Genomic DNA, 17,025 nt, shown 5'->3' on the forward strand with positions numbered 1-17,025 from the left:
TTAAAATGTTACATCTAAGCCAACTGCCATAGTCTTTGCAAAAGGATAATTACTACCCCAGGAATTATCTTCGGGATCGTATCCCCCTGGAAGTTCATGATAATCCCAAATATCGTTAGCACTTACATAGACTCTCAGATTTTGAATTCCCCCAATACTTTCCAGAACCTTATCTGATAAACTATAACCTAATTGAATATTTTTCAACCTTATATAAGCACCATTTTCTTTGTTGTTAGAAGAGTGCGCAAAATTCCAATCTCTAATATTACTGTGCGATATTCTTGGATATTTAGCATCTGGACGCTCCGGAGCCCATGTATTATTGTAAAATAGCGCAGGTGGATGATACCAAGGCTGATTGAATGGTACTCTTGCTTCATGTTCCCTAAATACGGTTCGCTTACCTACGCCTTGCAGAAAGGCGCTAAAATCAAAACCCTTATATTTTGCATTCATGTTTATTCCAAAAGAATATTGAGGATCTGTTGTTCCAAGAATAACTAAATCTCCATTTTCCCGCTCATCGCTATATGCATCTATTCTTCCATTACCATCCACATCCCTATACATTGCATCTCCAATATCAATATTAGCGGGAACACCATCAAGCTGTTTATAAGCATCTAAGGTTGCCTGGTCTTGAATAATTCCATCAAAATCAAATCCGTAATAAAGATTAGTTCTATAGCCTTCTCGAACTCCATTCAAACCAGCAGCATAATTATCAAAGCCTCCTAAATTTGTTACCTTGTTATCACTATTACTTAATACCAAATTAGCACCATATTGAAAATCATTAATTTGATCCTGCCATCCTAAGCTAAGTTCCCATCCCCAGGAATCCAATTCTCCATTGTTTGTAAATGGAGGTGTAGCTCCCAAAACTGATGGTAAAGTAACCCCAACCAGCATATTTTTATTGGTTTTTTTATAATAATCGAAAGAAACATTCATACGGTTATCAAAAATATTAGCGTCAACTCCAATATTTCTCGCTATTAAGGTCTCCCAGGTTCTATTTGTTGAAACCATACCAGCCAAGGTTGCCGATTGAGCTCGCTGCGTATCACCAAAAGGATACTGTCCTCCAATATTGATATTCTGGACATAGTCGTATAGGCCAATTCCTGACTGGTTACCCAGCTCTCCATACGACACCCTTAATTTTAAATTATCAAAAAAGTCTAAAGATTTAATAAAGCTCTCTTCAGACAATCGCCAAGCAGCTTGTACTGAACTAAATAGTTTCCATCTTTGATCTTCAATAAACCTTGATGAACCATCGTAGCGAAAGTTTGCTTCTGCAAAGTATTTCCCCTTGTAATTATAATTTAAACGAGAAATTAATGATTGTAAAGCCCAATGATAACCGCCACCATTATTAGACATATTTTCTTTGTCCCCCAAATTTAGCGTAAACAACTCATCGGATATAAAATTATCACGGTAAGCACTAAAACTGCTAGTATCATACTCATCATGCGTAGCACCGGCCATAACACTCAGTTCATGTATATCATTGAAAGTATTATTATATTCCAAACGAGCAGAATAATTACGTTGATTAGTTTTACTAAATCCATAATTCGCATTATTTGGAAAAGTAGCATACTCATTATAGGCAAATTTATCGTCCCAAAAGTGATATGAAATTGGTGTTGTAATTCGTCTTGAGTCGAAATTTTCGAATGTCAATCCCGCTTGTGCTACGACTTTAAGGTTATTTAAAAACTCCCAATCTATTGTTAAATTGGGTAGGAATCTATTAGTCCAACGTTCCAATGGAGCTCCTTCTCTGGCCATAGCAACAGGGTTAGAGTACCCCCATTGAGAAAACCAATTTTCTCCACTTTGCGTCTTTACTGGAAAAAAAATGGGTGTTAAGCGTACTGAATTCACTACTCGCTCTAGCGAATAAAGTTCTTCGGTTTGCAATCTTTCAAAAGTTAATCTGGTATCAATTTTCAAATTATCAGATATATTAAATGAATAATTACCCCTAATATTGAAACGTTCAGCTACATCTGGAGCGCCTTCCAACATACCGTCGGTTTTATTATATCCTACAGAATAATAATAATTAGAATTATCCCCTCCACCATTAATGCTTAAGTTATAATCCTGTTGTATTCCAGTACCATAAAGCTCATCTACCCAATCGGTACTTTCAAAAAACTGAAATTCAGGGGAGCCCTCTAACCTAACAGGTGATGAGCCCTGTTCAATACGCTCTATTCTTTCATCATTCCAAAAGGGTGAGACACCATTATTAATATCGGCTTCTCTATGCATTAAAGCATATTGTATCATTGTAGGGTACTCTATTTTATTTAAAACACTAGAAATCCCGCTAAAAGCATTCAAGCTTACCGATGGTTTTCCTTTCTTTCCAGATTTAGTTGTGATTAAAACAACTCCACCAGCAGCCCTAGAACCATATATTGCTGCAGAGGCATCCTTCAGGAATGACATACTTTTAATATCTTTTGGATTAATTGTATTAAAATCATTAACTGGATTTCCATCAACAAGGATCAAGGGAGAATTACCTCCATTTACAGACGAAATACCTCTAAGATTAATATTTAGACCTTCCCGACCAGGTTGCCCCCCAGACCTTGTTATTGTAGCACCAGGCACCATACCTTGTAAAGTGGAAAGCACATTATTTGATGGCCTGCTTGCTATTTCTTCAGCTGTAATTACCTCAACAGCCCCTGTTACAGAAGTTTTAGCTTTGGTTCCATAACCGACAACTACTACTTCATCCAGTTCGCTAGTATCTTCTTCTAAAGTAATATTCATTATATCCAAATCACCTACCTTTTTTTCAGTAGTTTTCATTCCTATAAAAGAGAAGACTAAAACATCACCTGTTACAGCTGAAATGCTGTAATTTCCATCAAAGTCAGTAACAACCACGGTTTCTTTTCCTTTAACCTGAACATTCACCCCAGGTAAAGACATTCCATTTTGATCTGTTACTTGACCATTAATAGCCTTCTGAATAATTTTATCTACAAAATCTCTGGACGAATCAATTTTAGATACAGCATATAATTGCATACTTCCAAAAAAAGCTAGTAAACACCCCATGGTAATTGATAGTCTATATTGTCCATAAGACGAACATAATTTTTTTATCATAATTTAATTTTTTAATGGTTAGAGTTGAGTAAGCTAAGCCCTAGCGTAAACATTCAAATTACTTCTATTTACCAGGTTCTTTTTTTTGTTTTCGATTAATTGGTTTTTATTCATAAATTAAAAATTTAGTTGCTAAATCGTTTTAGCTTTTACTGAAAAAAATCTTTTTTTTTTCATATTTGCTAAATGCTTTTAGCTAATTTAACAATTTTTTTAGAAAAACAAACTTATTTAAGAAAAAAATTAGTTTAGCGATATTGCAGTACAGTGAATAAGAGAAAAACTATATTTGGTTAACTTATTAGAACTTATAAAAAGAAAGGGGCAGACTCTGAAAGTCTGCCCCCTAATTACCCCCATTAACAACTTTTTTCAAGTGTTAAAAAATATAGTCTCTGTTAATTACTTTCAACAAAATCCTTTTCCTCAAATTTTCCGGAATATTTTATTCCTTCAAGTTCCCAACGTTGTAACATTGAATTTAAATTACTGCGAAAAGCGTTATAATTCTTTCTATTTTTCTTAGTCCACCCAACTTCAGCATATGCGGCTAAGCGTGGGAAAATCATACTTTCCATATCTTCTGTATCAGGAATCCATTCTCCCCACATTTGGCACCCCATACCTAGAACCTTAGCATGATATTCATTATCCAGCTTCTCAGGTATTGGGTCAAATTCATAAGCTTTTTCAATGGGAATATACTTGTAAGAATAATCTAAATATGTATACACGTGATGTGAATTTACTATGTCGTAACCGTTGGTTACCGCTTGTATTATTAAATCTGTACTACCTTTCCAAAAATGAATTATAGCACTCTCTGCCAATTTTTCCTGTACTTTAACATCATCAGCCTTTTGCCATTCATGTACATTACCTCCAAGTATCTCATTCCATCCCATCATTCTATGCCCGCTTTTATCGATAAAATTAGATATCCTATTAGTGAAGAAAATTTGAAAATCTGCTGGAGTTTTTAATCCATTCTCTTTCATAAACCTCTGAACTTCTATAGAGTTTTTCCATGCACCAAACTTTACTTCATCTCCGCCAATATGAATAACTTTTCCAGGAAAAAGCTCCATAACTTCTTGGAGCACGTTTTCTATAAATTCATAAACTCTTGGATCAGCCACATTATAGGAGTCCGGAAGTTTACCAAAAACTACCGGAACCTCTTTCAACTCGCCAATTGTCCCTAACCAGGGATATGCCGCAATTGCTGCAGAAGCATGTCCTGGCATTTCAATTTCCGGAACAATCGTTATATTTCTTTCGGAAGCATAAGCTATAATATCTCGAATTTGATCTTGAGTATAATACCCCTTATGTATTTCTCCCGATCTTTCTTCACTATCCCAACCCCCAATTTGGCTATTACTTCTGTAAGAACCAACTTCCGTTAATTTAGGATATTTTTTTATTTGTATACGCCAACCTTGATCGTCTGTAAGGTGCCAATGAAAAACATTCATTTTAAGTAAAGCCATTTGATCAAGTATTTTTTTTACCTCTTTGGTACCTTTAAAATATCGTGCTTCATCCAACATGAAAGCTCTCCAGCTAAAACGGGGTTTATCTTTAATCTTTAGCATTGGAATTGACAAGGCTTTTAAACCTTTCTCTACATTTAAAGGAATAAGTTGTCGTAAGGTTTGAATTCCATAGAAGACGCCTGTGTCAGTTGCCCCTTTTATGGAGATATTCTTCTTATTAACTTCTAAATAATAACCCTCTGAGCCTAATTCTTCCAGCAGGCTTGAATCTACCTTTAGATTAATAACGTTTACCCTTTTCCTGTTAACCTTCAAACTCTTTTTAAATACGGTATGTAGTATACTTTGAAGATAAGCAACATTGTTTTGGTTTAATTCATCTGCAGCTATAGAAGTATTTTGATTTAAATTAAAATTTCCTTTTCCCTTTTGAACAGATAAAGGTTGAGGAATCACATTTATATGCTGCGCCACGAGGCACGTATTCACAAATAGAGCAACTAAAAAAAAGATACTTATTTTTCTCATAACGGCGTTTTGAACATTTTCAAATTCTTAATTAATCTCATTATTATGCTTATTTCCATTTCATTTTCGCTAAATACAGTCCTTTTTTATCCCAACCGGTATTGGAAATATACCATTCGCTTTCGTTTACTTTAATTACTTCAGGAGCATGTAAAGGTAAAGAGGTAACTAAGTTCTCTATAGGAAAGTTTAAAGGATCCTTAGACCAATATACATGTGTTTCGTTATAATCGGTAAGTGCGCGACATACGAATAGATAATACAATCCATTTCTTTTTACTATAAAAGGACTTTCAGCATCCCCCGCCCAATCAGCCTCATATGGTTGGGTATGTACAATTTTTGGTCCACTCCAATGTTTTAAATCAGGACTGGTTCGCACTGCTACAGAAGAACGAGTATCGACTTCATTAAATGTCCGGGTATAATAAAAATAATATATCCCATTATCCTTAAAAACAAAGGAATCTCTTGCGTGTCCCGGATCACTGAACAAGGGGTTAAACTCATGCCTTTTCCAATTGAACATATCGTCAGATTCTGCCATACACAATTGTCCCCAACTAGCATAGTATGGCGCCTTTTCCTGTAAATTCCCTATATTATAAAACATATGACTTTTATCATCTTCCTGGTATATATGTGGAGCCCAAAGTACTCGTTCTACTCCAGGTTTTGCTTTAAGGGCATAATCGTGATCCTCCCACGTTAATTGAGAAATACTGTCAGCACTTATATGAAAAAGTTTGTTTTCTCCAGTCCATGGATTAATAGGTTTATGACCAATTATACCATAGGCATGCCATTTGCCATCTGGTCCTTTAGCAAAACTATGATCATTCGTATACCAAGTAGTATCAATTTCGGAACGGGTATCATTTGGATTAAAAATATGTTGCCACTCTCCTGAAATTTCAGGTGTTTCCACCCTGAAAGTAGTTTCCTTAGTTGTCTCTGTTTTTTTGGAATTTTGATGGCATCCTAAAGGTATAAGAGATAAACCTAAAACCATTGCAATTGATACTAATTTTAAAAGAACTTTCATGATATTTTTTTGAAACTAATTAATTATGATTTAAAATTTCGGTTACCGGTTTTCCACGCCAGAAATCGGGGATATTTAACCCTAACAGATGTGCAATGGTAGCTGCTGTATCATAGGTGACAATTGTATTTTTAAGTTTGCCTTTTCCTGAAATTCCCTTTCCATAAGCAATCCATGGAATCTGCGTTTCCAAGAGAGTTTTTCCTCCATGCCCTTTGTTTATCCCACCATGGTCTGCCGTGAAAATAATAATTGTATTGTCCATTAAATTTTCCTTTTCCAAGGCTTCTAACAGGTCTCCTACTAATTTGTCTACACGACCGACAGCTTTGTAATACTCAGGGGTATCGTGTCCAATGCTATGACCGGTATGATCAGGCTCATCCAAATGTATAAAGGTAAATGCCGGCTTTTCTCTAACTATAAAATCAATTCCATTCTGCATAGTTTTCTCTTCTGTTTCTCCATTATAATTTAGATCAACTAATTCATTTTCAAAAAGATATTTTATGCCGGACCAACTATAGGACACCCCCATTTTAGCCTTGGGCATTTGTTGATCTATAACACTAAAAATAGTAGGATATAATCCGCTTGGCCCCAGTACAGCGGAAGGTAGCTCTGGTTTCTTACTTCCCCATTCCGTAAATCCATGAAGTTCAGGACCTGACCCCATAATCATAGAAGCCCAATTCACCGCACTGGAAGAAGGTAATACGGCTCTAGTTTTTAAAGAATATGCTCCTTCCTTCATCATTTTTCTTAGGTTAGGTATTTCTGCCTTGTCGAAAGCATAGCTACCCAATCCATCGGCACCTACCAAGATAACATGTTTAATTAAAGGCTCTCTACTTTTAATAGCCTTTTCTTTATTACCGCAAGCCATATTAACCATGGTGATTAAACCGGCAAGAATGACCAAAACAATTTTAGATCTAAAAACCATCTTTCCTATTTTAAGGTTAGTATTGCTTCTAAAACATCTCCCTTATGCAAACTTCTGGAATGAATTTTGACATTTAATTGGTTATGTTTTAATTTGGAATCCTTTATTTCAATGGGATTGCCATTTAATGCTACTCTTAGTTTAGAAACTCTTTTCCCTTTAGGAATTTGTACATTTATTTGATTCAGGTTTAATTTCCCGTAATTCAACATTAACTCAACCTCTTGAGAGGAGCCTGATATATTTTGACTAAAACTCCCCCATCCTTGCGCTGTTATAAATGCAGATTTAAATTTCTCTTTATTCAGTTTCGGTGCAAATCCGATAATTCCTTTTGGACCGTGATATTTAAACCCGGAAACCGCGATAAACGGTGCATAACCACTCATGGCCCTGGTATAATGATTACCGTATTCGATTTCATTATATGGATTTCTTCTTTTAGCTGTATAGCGGTCGTGGATTGCTTTCACTACCTTTAATCCTTCTTCTACTAAGCCTTCGGAAATAAGGGTGGCCGCCAATTGATGTTCCTGTCCTGTCCAAATTTCGCTAAAATAGCCTACCACTAATTTTTCCCATTCATTTTCAATGATTCCGGGAGCTAAATCGGTTCCTCCTTTAGGAAAGGATGCCATCACTACCCCTGCTTCATCCTTATCGGCGTAGTAACGTTGTACCGGAATATCGGCTTCAGAAAGATATTCTCCATAATTATCCACAAAGTTATATTTCATAATAGATTTCAAAGCTGTTTTTACTTTCTCCTCAGGCAAAATATCCCCCAGTCCAGTTTGAGTAGACCAATATTGCCCTAATAGTTGATCTGTATGACAACCTATATTCGTATTTGGTGCTTCAGGATGATCAGAGTCATTTTTTTGAATAAAATATTCTCCATTGAATAATTCTTTAGAAATATTTTTAAAACTTCTCTTAGCTAATTTATCACAAGTCTTAGCAAATTGCACATCCTTCATATCCAATGCCATTTGTTTTCCTGCTTTTAGAGAAGCTGCATATAAACCACTTATCCAGCTTATTTTCCCATACCAGGTTCGATCTAAAGTATTGTATTGCGGGCCTTCCAAGATACCGTCAGCTTTTCCGGTTTTCTCCATATCCTGGTTTATCATTACCTGAATAGATTTTTTAATCTTTTTCCAGTTTCTCTTTAAAAATTCATCGTCTGAGGACATCAGGTGTTCTCTATAAATTCGCATAACAGTTCCGGCATGTCCATCAATGGCAAACCCTCGACCATCATGCCGTCCCATATCACTAAACTCGCCTCTATAGGAAATGATACCGTTGTTTTGAAAAGACAAACCAAGATCAACTTGTTCTCTTAAGTTTTGGGCTAAATTTGGAAAAACACGCCCCATTGCCTGTTCATAATGAAATACATGAGTACAAGTCCCTTCTCCTAAATACACCCCCTCATAGGTATAAAATCTTCCTTCGCTTTCTTTGCGATCTTTCAAATCGTCAAACCGCACTGTAGCAGTCGTTGCCAAGGTACTTACATTGGCAAATGTTCGATCTAAAAACCACTTTGGCAAACTAGAGTTATACCATGTTTTATTCCAGTTTTTTGTAATTTTTAATAGTTCTGGCCTGTTAATTACATACTCTGAAACTGCAGCCGAATTCTCAAATTTACTACTATAATAATGTCTTAAATCTTCTTTATTAGTCCAATGATGTCCTCCATCCCAAAGGTGTACATTGGGAAAGTACCAACTTAAATGAAAAGTAAATGTTTTTTGTTCACCAGGCTTTAGATTTACAGTAGAAGAGACACTTCCTACAAGTTTTTGCCCAATATCTATAGTAGCCTGAGGTTTTTCTTCCGGTACTTCATAAACATAAGCTCCTTTTGGTTTACTAACACCAGCGTTTCCAATACCTTCTCCTACCAGTGTTAAACTCATGTTTCCAGCATCTGGAAATGTATTCGAATCTAAATTTGAACTCTCGCATATCAGCCTCGTGTAATTTCCAGTACTTATGATCTTATTTTGGTGTTGCCCATTTAGAACCTGTTTTTGAGCACTCCAATAACCTGCTGTGTTCTGTAACCATCCATTTATAGAGACATCAATATTTGTGTTACCCTCGTTAATAACGGTATATTCCATTACTATCATCGGCAAACCAGAATTATCTGCATCTGTTGGGATAAATGGAGTATAAGCATTCAATTTAATTTCTACCGGCAATTGGGGGTCATTATAGGTAACTTTTCCTATAGGGTACTCTCCTTGAAAAGAAATATTAGAAAATCCCTGTTTATTTAGGGGTCTTTTATATTCAAACCCATTGTCATTGATTGTTATACCAAAACCATTCTCAAAATTATTATCCTGTACTAATGGATTAAGATAATAACGATGCCCTCCTTCGTTTCCCGGGCTAATTTTAGATATATTAAATATATCCCAGTACCAAAGTTGCCCATCACCTCCTAAATAAACCTGACCAGCAGAAATTCCACCAACAGGCATACCTATATACTTTAAGTCTTTTTTAGAACCATCTACTGTTTCATTTGTATTTGATTGTGCTATTATTTGTGAAGAAAGGAGCACCAATAATAGTAATGTTATCAATCTGTTCATGCTTATATTTTTTTCTTTAAAATTATTTTTGATTCAACCATCCTAATTCAGCCATAGTGACTCCATGGGTATTCAAGTAATGTGCATCTTCAGGGCCGCAGGAAGTAATATATTCTTTCCCTTTATAACTAATTATTTCGGCTGCATGACCAAACATAGTTGTTAAGACATTTTTTTTGTAGTCAAAATGATCAGGATTATCCGAAACAATTACCAGGGTCTCGGCATATCGCCTATGTGCATAGGTAAAAAACAAATACCATAATCCATTTCTTTCAATCAAAAAAGGAGATTCAATCAATGTAGCCCATTCATTATCATCAATTCCAAGAATCGTTTCGGGGTTTTCAAAATTTACAAAGTCCTTAGTACGAATTCTCAACACCTGTGATTGTTTCATACCTTCATTACCGGTTGCTACAACATGAATCCAGTATTTCCCGTCAGGTCCTTTCATAATATGTGGGTCTCTTGTTCCCACCCACAATTTATTTGGCAAAATGGGTGTTTTTGTTTCTTCCCAATTTACAAGATCTGTTGACCAATAGACTTCTAACTGTCTTTTTTCCCTCCATTGTTCAACCACCATCACCCATCTATTAGATTCTTCATGCCAAACAACAAACGGAGCCCCAATATACTCGGTACCCTCAATTTCATTAATTGCAAAAGGTTCTCGTTTCCAATTTTTGGTCGCACTATTTGAGGTTAGATGTCCTAAATAAGGATGATATCTATACAAGTCTTTTCCTTCAGGAGGAAAAGGATTATTAATTCCAAACCAGTGAAGCTTTCCTTTTTTATCAACCACAAAACAATGATCATTTGTAAACCACTTATTTTCGTCAAAATCTGGTGAAGGTTTTGGATCAAAAATTTGTTGACTTTCTCCTTTTAAATAAGGAATTTCTGCATCTTCTAAAATGTTTTTTTTGGGAGTATCTAATCTCTTCTGATTGGTTTGACAAGATATTGTTCCAAAAAAGGCGCATATAACTATAATGATATTCAATCTTAACATAATTATTTCTTTCAACTAAATTCTTATTCTAAAATATCTATTTCAGCAATGGTTGCCGATGAGCTTCCTCCGGCTCCTCTAATAGAGACAATTTTAACATATCTTGCCTTTACTGGTTCATCAAAAAGAACTTTACGTGCTTTAGGATCATTAATCAGATTACCAAGGTCAAAAGTTCTGACTGTTTTCCAGGATGTTCCGTTTTTACTTATTTTTATAACTCCCTTTTCAATCAAGCCTTTTTTAAAATTTAATGGCGGAGTGTAAATAAAACCTCGAATCGTTTTATTTTCTTTTAAATCGATGGTTAATTCCGGTTCTCCACTTCCAGAATTCCAGTAGGTTTTTACATCAGCATCAATAGCATTCTCTGGGATATTTTTTTCACTATCATAAGTTCCTTTAACGTCCCAATCCTTTTTAATCAAGCCAAATTCTCTTTCTGCCAAACCTCCTGTTTGTTCTTTTTCAAATGACTTGGCTTTTACGTATCCAGATTTCAAGAAAAAAGGATCGGAAAATATTTGTGAATTTTCATTCGGTATTTCACCATTAGTAGTATATCTGATAATCACATTTTTTGAAATACTTTTATTAACATCAATCCCGTCGGTTTTCCAATCAAAATCACTTTTTTTAGGGCTAATGGTGACTTTACCATTAAGATTACGTTCAATTACTAATTGTGGAGGACGAGGTTTAAAATAATGGGCAGAGACATTTGATAAAGAAGGACTTAAACGAGATTTCAAAATTCTCACCCTTAATTTATTGGTAGTCACTTCTGGAAATCTCAGTATTTTTTTATAACCTATAGTAGTGCCTTCTGCTACTTCCTGCCATTTATTATCTACCCAGGCATCTAATACATGTTCTTCAACCCGTTGCCCATGAGTTTGTATAGCTTCTTGCAACAAGAAGCGATTCAAAGTAATGGGCTTAGGTAAAGTAATTATATAAACTCCTTTACCGTCTTCACCTAAAACATAAGTGTCTTCATTCGAATCAAGAATTGCACTTTCACCTTGAGCTCCAACTAGCAAATTATTATTATAAGTTTCTCTAATTCTTTCACCAACCTCTTTAAGTACTCTAACATCTTCTTTGGAAAATCTACCCTCTTTATTAGGTGGAATATTTAGTAGGAAAGTAGAGTTACCACCTACAGAACGTTCATAAATATCGAATACGTCATCTGCACTTCTCACTTTTTGATCTTCATCTCTATAGAACCAGCCTTCTCTTATAGACGTATCTGTTTCGCCAGGCAAATAGTGTAGATATTTAGCATCAAAAAGTTTTTCTCTGCTACCAAGGTCACCATGCATGTCAGGAAAAAGGTTCATTTTATGAGGGTTCTGGTCAAATGTGACTACATCCCATTCTGATTCGCGCGTAGCCCCAGATTCATTACCGCACCAGCGAACATCTTCTTTTCCAAAAATTACAGCATTGGGTGCTAGGGTTTGTATTAGTTCTTTCCAAGCCAGGTAGTTATACTTTTGACCTCCCTTTCGTTTTGGATGCGCTCCATCAAACCAAACTTCGTGAATAGGACCGTATTCTGTTAAGAGTTCGAAAAGCTGATTCAAAAAATATTCGTTATAATCATCTACTTTAAACTTAAAAGTGGTTTTGTTTTTAAAAGGTCTATTTTTAACAGGCCTTGGTATAATTCGCTCAGTCCGTTTGCTCAAATTTCCATAAAGTCCGTCTTTATTTTCTATTTGGTACAAATCGGCTGGAGAAAGATAAACTCCCAATTTCAATCCGTATTTTTTGCAGGATGCTGCAAGTTCTTTCAACACATCTCCCTTACCGTTTTTATAAGGAGAGGACATAACTCCATGTTTGGTATAACGAGATTGCCATAATACAAATCCATCATGATGTTTGGCAGTAAACATTACCAGTTTCATTCCTGCATCTTTTGCAGCACGACACCATTGATCTGTATCTAAATTTTGAAGATTAAAAACTTTGGGATCTTCGAACCCATCACCCCATTCTTTTCCAGTAAAAGTATTTACTCCAAAGTGAACAAAACACGTAAACTCTAATTTTTTATAAGCATATTGGTTGGCAGTAGGAACTACCCAAGCTGCTTTTTCTATAATATCCTCTTTAGTATCATTAGGCTCTATTTTAATTGTACGCTGCCCTTGTGCAAAAATTGCTGTGTGCAATAGCACACCTATTAGACTAGCTAAAATTTTATTAATCATAATTTCTGGATTAAAAGATTACTCTATTTCTTAATTAGTTTTTTTTTCTTGTATTTTACTTGAAAAGCATTCGCATTGAAATTTCAGAAAACCATTTCAATATCCTGAATAGAGATTTTTAAAAGCTCTTTCGATAGTTCGTCTAAAATCTCTTTGGAAGCCTTAAAATGATACATTCTTTGTGTGTGATTGTAACTTTCACCAGACGCTAAAGTTAAAGCAGGAGAAGAACTCTCTAATTCGTAAAATGGTCCCATTTGAGTTCCATCTTCCAAGGGACCATCATTGTAAGAATTTAAAACATCTCCAGAATATGGATCATCCTGTATTTCCCAGGCTGAATTCACATACCTATCAGTTGCTTTAGGAGTTTTTATTTGTAATATGGTTAGTATTCCATTTTGGGCATCATAACTACCAATATATCCAGTGGCACGCAGCGGTGTTATTCCAATTTTACCTCGGCTTTTCCCGTCTGCTTTAAAAAAAACATGCTGTTCTTTGCTTTTAAGTCTGTCTTTAGCTACCTCACCAAAATAATTATCATTTACTTTTACTCCTTTTTCTTCTTCATTGCCTTCAAGTATAGGAGCTACCACAGTAACTTCATCTGATGGTGTCATCATGCATAAAAGCCATATTGATAATAATCCGGTATTTTTATTCCATTCTTTATCTCCAACATTGGTAATAGCATTTTGTGTTTCGTAAGCAACAACAGTGAATTGATCGTTGGATAAGTCTAAGTTCTTTATAACATCCTTTTTTGTTAAAAGAGAAACCGTTCTATTTACTTTTAAATTAAATTGGGTTTCTGAATAGTTGGTTAATTCCATTTCTTTTTCAAAAGAAACACTATTTTCATTACGCTTACTCACATTAAATGATTCGGTATCTAATGCACCAGGCACATACCAGTTTTCAAACTCAAACTTTTTATCTTTATCAAAATAAATTGAAAATTGTCCGCCTTCAGGCCCCAACCAAAAACGTTCTTCACCACCGGTAGGATTGAAATGTTCTAATTTCTTTTTTGAACTTATCAAATCGTAGTTTATCCAGCCAAAACTCATTCCTTTCTGTCCATTTAATGTACTGGTCATCACCCTGCCTTGCAGTTCCGGAGAAACTATAATGCTTGCTTTTCCGTCATTATTTCCTAAGACAATTGTGTTTTTCAGGTGCTTTTTAAGGAAAGCTTTATCATACCCAAAAGTTCCTTTTTCCAATACAACCTCATCTTCTGTTGCTTTTTCCATCTTTTTATCAGTGTTATTTTTACACGAAACTGTTACTATCAAAACAATTACGGATATACTTATATATTTTAATTTATTTCTCATAACTGAAACTCGATTTCAAGAATAGTCCTCTATGTTCATTTGTAATTTATTGCTCTGTATCCATATAAGGCAACTATCAAATAGCAGATTAATGGTAAAATAAAAGAGAAATTCACTTCAGGGACCCCTAAAATCGCAACGTCATTGTACCCGGGACCACCAATATCTAAAATTAACCCTTGCAATGATGGCATTATTGCACCACCTACGATTGCCATTACTAAAAATGCTGAACCGTATTTAGCATCATCACCTAAACCCATTAAGGCGATTCCGTATATTGTTGGAAACATTAAAGACATACAGAATGAAACAGCTACTAAACTATATAAGCCCCCCATTCCCTTTATAAATATAGCTCCAAGAGTAAAAACCATAGCTCCCAAGGATAGAAAAAAAAGTAGTTTAGCTGAGTTGATATACTTTAATAGAAATGTACAAATCCAACGTCCTCCTAAAAATACACCTAAAGCAGACATAGCATAATAAACTGTAGTTTGATTGTTAATTCCTAAAACTTCTGCATATTGATAAATATAGGTCCAACACATTATTTGTGCTCCCACATAAAATGTTTGTGCTATCACCCCGCCAACAAAGCGCTCTTTTTTAAACAACCTTTTTATCCCACTCCAAACATTAGATTTTTTATTTTCATTGTATTCAGGCATTTTCACAAAAGCAATAATCACTAACATTAACAATACAAAAACGCCCAAACCTACATATGGATCCCTTATCACTAACAAATCAGATGTTTTAATCAAAGATTTAGCTTCATCACTTAATGCTAAAAAATTTACATCGTCAGATTGCAAAGCTCCTAAAACAAAAGTCTGAGCAACATAAAGTCCAGCAAGAGCACCAATAGGATTAAAAGCTTGCGCTAGGTTTAAACGTCGGGTTGAAGTTCGTTCATCTCCCATTGCTAAAATATAGGGGTTGGCCGTCGTCTCCAAAAAGGCCAGGCCAAAGGTTAAAATATATAAGGCTAGTAAAAAGTAAAAATATTCCTGATATACTGCTGCGGGATAAAATAATAGTGCTCCAATTGCATAAAGAGCTAAACCTGTTAAGATACCTTTCTTATAAGAATATTTTTTTATAAAAATTGCAGCCGGTAATGCCATGGTTCCATATCCTCCGTAAAATGCAAGTTGCACTAAAGATGCTTTAAAATTATCTAATTCCATAACTTTTTTAAATGCAGAAACCATTGGATTAGTAATATCATTAGCAAATCCCCATAAAGCGAATAATGAAGTAATTAGAATAAATGGAATAATTTTATCCTTTGTAACCACCGGGACCTTACTACAATCCAGAATTTGCTCATCTTTAAAGGTACGCTTATATTCTTCCCTATATTTATCCATTGCTTCAGTTTAATAATCAAGTCAGTTCAGTGTTGATATATTTCATTATTCAAATTCATTAAATTTTCATTAAAATTTTAAAATTCAATTTTTAGGTGAATATCAATATAATTGCTTAATCGATTTAGCTAAAATGCGATTCTTTCTTTAATAATTAAAATTTATTCATAATTATTTCTTAAAATTAATTTAGGAAAGATATATCTAAAGGAAGTTTAACGTGTTCCACCCCCCCTGATTCTTCATTTATTTGTTTCATAATAGAATCTACAGCTGATTTCCCCAACTCTTCTATAGGCTGGACTCCAAATTTAATTGGTACCTGCAGTAAGTGCATAAATTCGTAATTATCAAATGAAGCTAATTTTAATTTTTTAAAGTTTATAGTATTATTTTCAAAGAGATATTTTATTCCTAGAAAAGCTAAACGGTTATTTGAAAAATAAATAGTATCAATTTTTGGCGTGATTTTCATTAATTCCTTCATTGCAAGATAAGTCTCCTTTTCAATATTTTTAAAACTTACGTTTTTTACAATTGAACTATCATATTTATATCCATATGATTTTAGAGCATCTATATATCCGTTAAAACGTTCTGTCATATTAATTAGTTCTACATTAAAATTAACAAAAGCAATTCTTTTTCTCCCCATTTGAATTTGATCTTCCACAATTTTAAACGAACCATTATAATTATCAACAACAACGTGATTAGAAGAGACTTCATTAAAGTATCTATCTACCAAAACATATGGATATCTTTCTTTATTCAATTTTTTGATATGAGTTATATCTCCTATAGTAGGGCAAATAATTAGGCCATCTACCCGTTTATCCTTAAAGACATCAATTAATTTACCTGATTTGCGATGATTTTCATCTGAACTACCGAAAATCACATTATATCCGTGTTCTGCCGCCTCATTTTCAATACTCCTTGCTAATTTTGAAAAAAATGTATTGGATATATCCGCCATCACTAATCCTATAGTTTGGGATTTTCCAGTACGCATAGCTCTAGCCAGGTAATCAGCTTTATAACCTAGTTCCTTTGCTTTAGCAAGAACCTTTTCAGCCACCTCATCATTGATTCTTTTCTCTTTAGCTCTACCATTCATAACGAATGAAACCAAAGTTTTAGAAACACCCAACTCTTTAGATATATCTGCCAGACTAACTTTTTTCACAAGGTTGCTTTATTAACTATTTAATAATTTCATTTTACAGGATGAATTGGAAAAGTATAAAAATCTTAGCATTAGACCTAAG

At 34.6% G+C, this 17,025-nt stretch carries 10 protein-coding genes; all 10 read right to left on the reverse strand.

Annotation, left to right across the window (positions count from 1 at the left end):
• On the reverse strand, positions 1-3,150 hold the full coding sequence (locus tag GUB10_RS02055) for a TonB-dependent receptor (RefSeq protein WP_072878296.1): 3,150 nt from the start codon (positions 3,148-3,150) through the stop codon (positions 1-3).
• Positions 3,151-3,548: 398 nt separating this feature from the next.
• Positions 3,549-5,177 (reverse strand): beta-N-acetylhexosaminidase, encoded by a 1,629-nt coding sequence (locus GUB10_RS02060; RefSeq protein ID WP_072878294.1) that lies wholly within the window; start codon positions 5,175-5,177, stop codon positions 3,549-3,551.
• Between the two features lie 49 nt (positions 5,178-5,226).
• Positions 5,227-6,105, reverse strand: coding sequence for a family 43 glycosylhydrolase (locus GUB10_RS02065; RefSeq protein WP_193709767.1), 879 nt, complete (start codon positions 6,103-6,105; stop codon positions 5,227-5,229).
• Positions 6,106-6,241: 136 nt separating this feature from the next.
• On the reverse strand, positions 6,242-7,168 hold the full coding sequence (locus GUB10_RS02070) for an alkaline phosphatase (protein ID WP_227740271.1): 927 nt from the start codon (positions 7,166-7,168) through the stop codon (positions 6,242-6,244).
• Positions 7,169-7,173: 5 nt separating this feature from the next.
• The gene (locus GUB10_RS02075) at positions 7,174-9,789 is read right to left on the reverse strand and encodes a GH116 family glycosyl-hydrolase (RefSeq protein ID WP_072878290.1); all 2,616 of its coding nucleotides are present in this window, start codon (positions 9,787-9,789) and stop codon (positions 7,174-7,176) included.
• Between the two features lie 22 nt (positions 9,790-9,811).
• Positions 9,812-10,810 carry a hypothetical protein gene (locus GUB10_RS02080; protein ID WP_072878288.1) on the reverse strand — a complete coding sequence of 333 codons (999 nt, stop codon included), beginning with the start codon at positions 10,808-10,810 and terminating at the stop codon, positions 9,812-9,814.
• A 23-nt stretch (positions 10,811-10,833) separates the two neighbouring features.
• Positions 10,834-13,035 carry an alpha-L-fucosidase gene (locus tag GUB10_RS02085; protein WP_193709768.1) on the reverse strand — a complete coding sequence of 734 codons (2,202 nt, stop codon included), beginning with the start codon at positions 13,033-13,035 and terminating at the stop codon, positions 10,834-10,836.
• A gap of 83 nt (positions 13,036-13,118) precedes the next feature.
• The gene (locus GUB10_RS02090; RefSeq protein ID WP_227740272.1) at positions 13,119-14,294 is read right to left on the reverse strand and encodes a DUF6786 family protein; all 1,176 of its coding nucleotides are present in this window, start codon (positions 14,292-14,294) and stop codon (positions 13,119-13,121) included.
• 119 nt (positions 14,295-14,413) lie between these two features.
• Entirely contained in the window at positions 14,414-15,754 is a 1,341-nt protein-coding gene (fucP, locus tag GUB10_RS02095) for an L-fucose:H+ symporter permease (RefSeq protein ID WP_193709770.1), read from the reverse strand.
• A 184-nt stretch (positions 15,755-15,938) separates the two neighbouring features.
• The gene (locus tag GUB10_RS02100) at positions 15,939-16,943 is read right to left on the reverse strand and encodes a LacI family DNA-binding transcriptional regulator (RefSeq protein ID WP_072878282.1); all 1,005 of its coding nucleotides are present in this window, start codon (positions 16,941-16,943) and stop codon (positions 15,939-15,941) included.
• Between the last annotated feature and the right edge of the window lie 82 nt (positions 16,944-17,025).

The sequence above is a fragment of the Salegentibacter sp. BLCTC genome (assembly GCF_015143665.1).
GTDB lineage: Bacteria > Bacteroidota > Bacteroidia > Flavobacteriales > Flavobacteriaceae > Salegentibacter > Salegentibacter maritimus.

Bases quoted from the DNA above. Each gene is read 5' to 3' on its own strand.
- GUB10_RS02060 (WP_072878294.1), bottom strand. From the start codon at position 5,177: ATGAGAAAAATAAGTATCTTTTTTTTAGTTGCTCTATTTGTGAATACG.
- GUB10_RS02070 (WP_227740271.1), bottom strand. From the start codon at position 7,168: ATGGTTTTTAGATCTAAAATTGTTTTGGTCATTCTTGCCGGTTTAATC.
- fucP (WP_193709770.1), bottom strand. From the start codon at position 15,754: ATGGATAAATATAGGGAAGAATATAAGCGTACCTTTAAAGATGAGCAA.
- GUB10_RS02080 (WP_072878288.1), bottom strand. From the start codon at position 10,810: ATGTTAAGATTGAATATCATTATAGTTATATGCGCCTTTTTTGGAACA.
- GUB10_RS02085 (WP_193709768.1), bottom strand. From the start codon at position 13,035: ATGATTAATAAAATTTTAGCTAGTCTAATAGGTGTGCTATTGCACACA.
- GUB10_RS02090 (WP_227740272.1), bottom strand. From the start codon at position 14,294: ATGGAAAAAGCAACAGAAGATGAGGTTGTATTGGAAAAAGGAACTTTT.
- GUB10_RS02055 (WP_072878296.1), bottom strand. From the start codon at position 3,150: ATGATAAAAAAATTATGTTCGTCTTATGGACAATATAGACTATCAATT.
- GUB10_RS02075 (WP_072878290.1), bottom strand. From the start codon at position 9,789: ATGAACAGATTGATAACATTACTATTATTGGTGCTCCTTTCTTCACAA.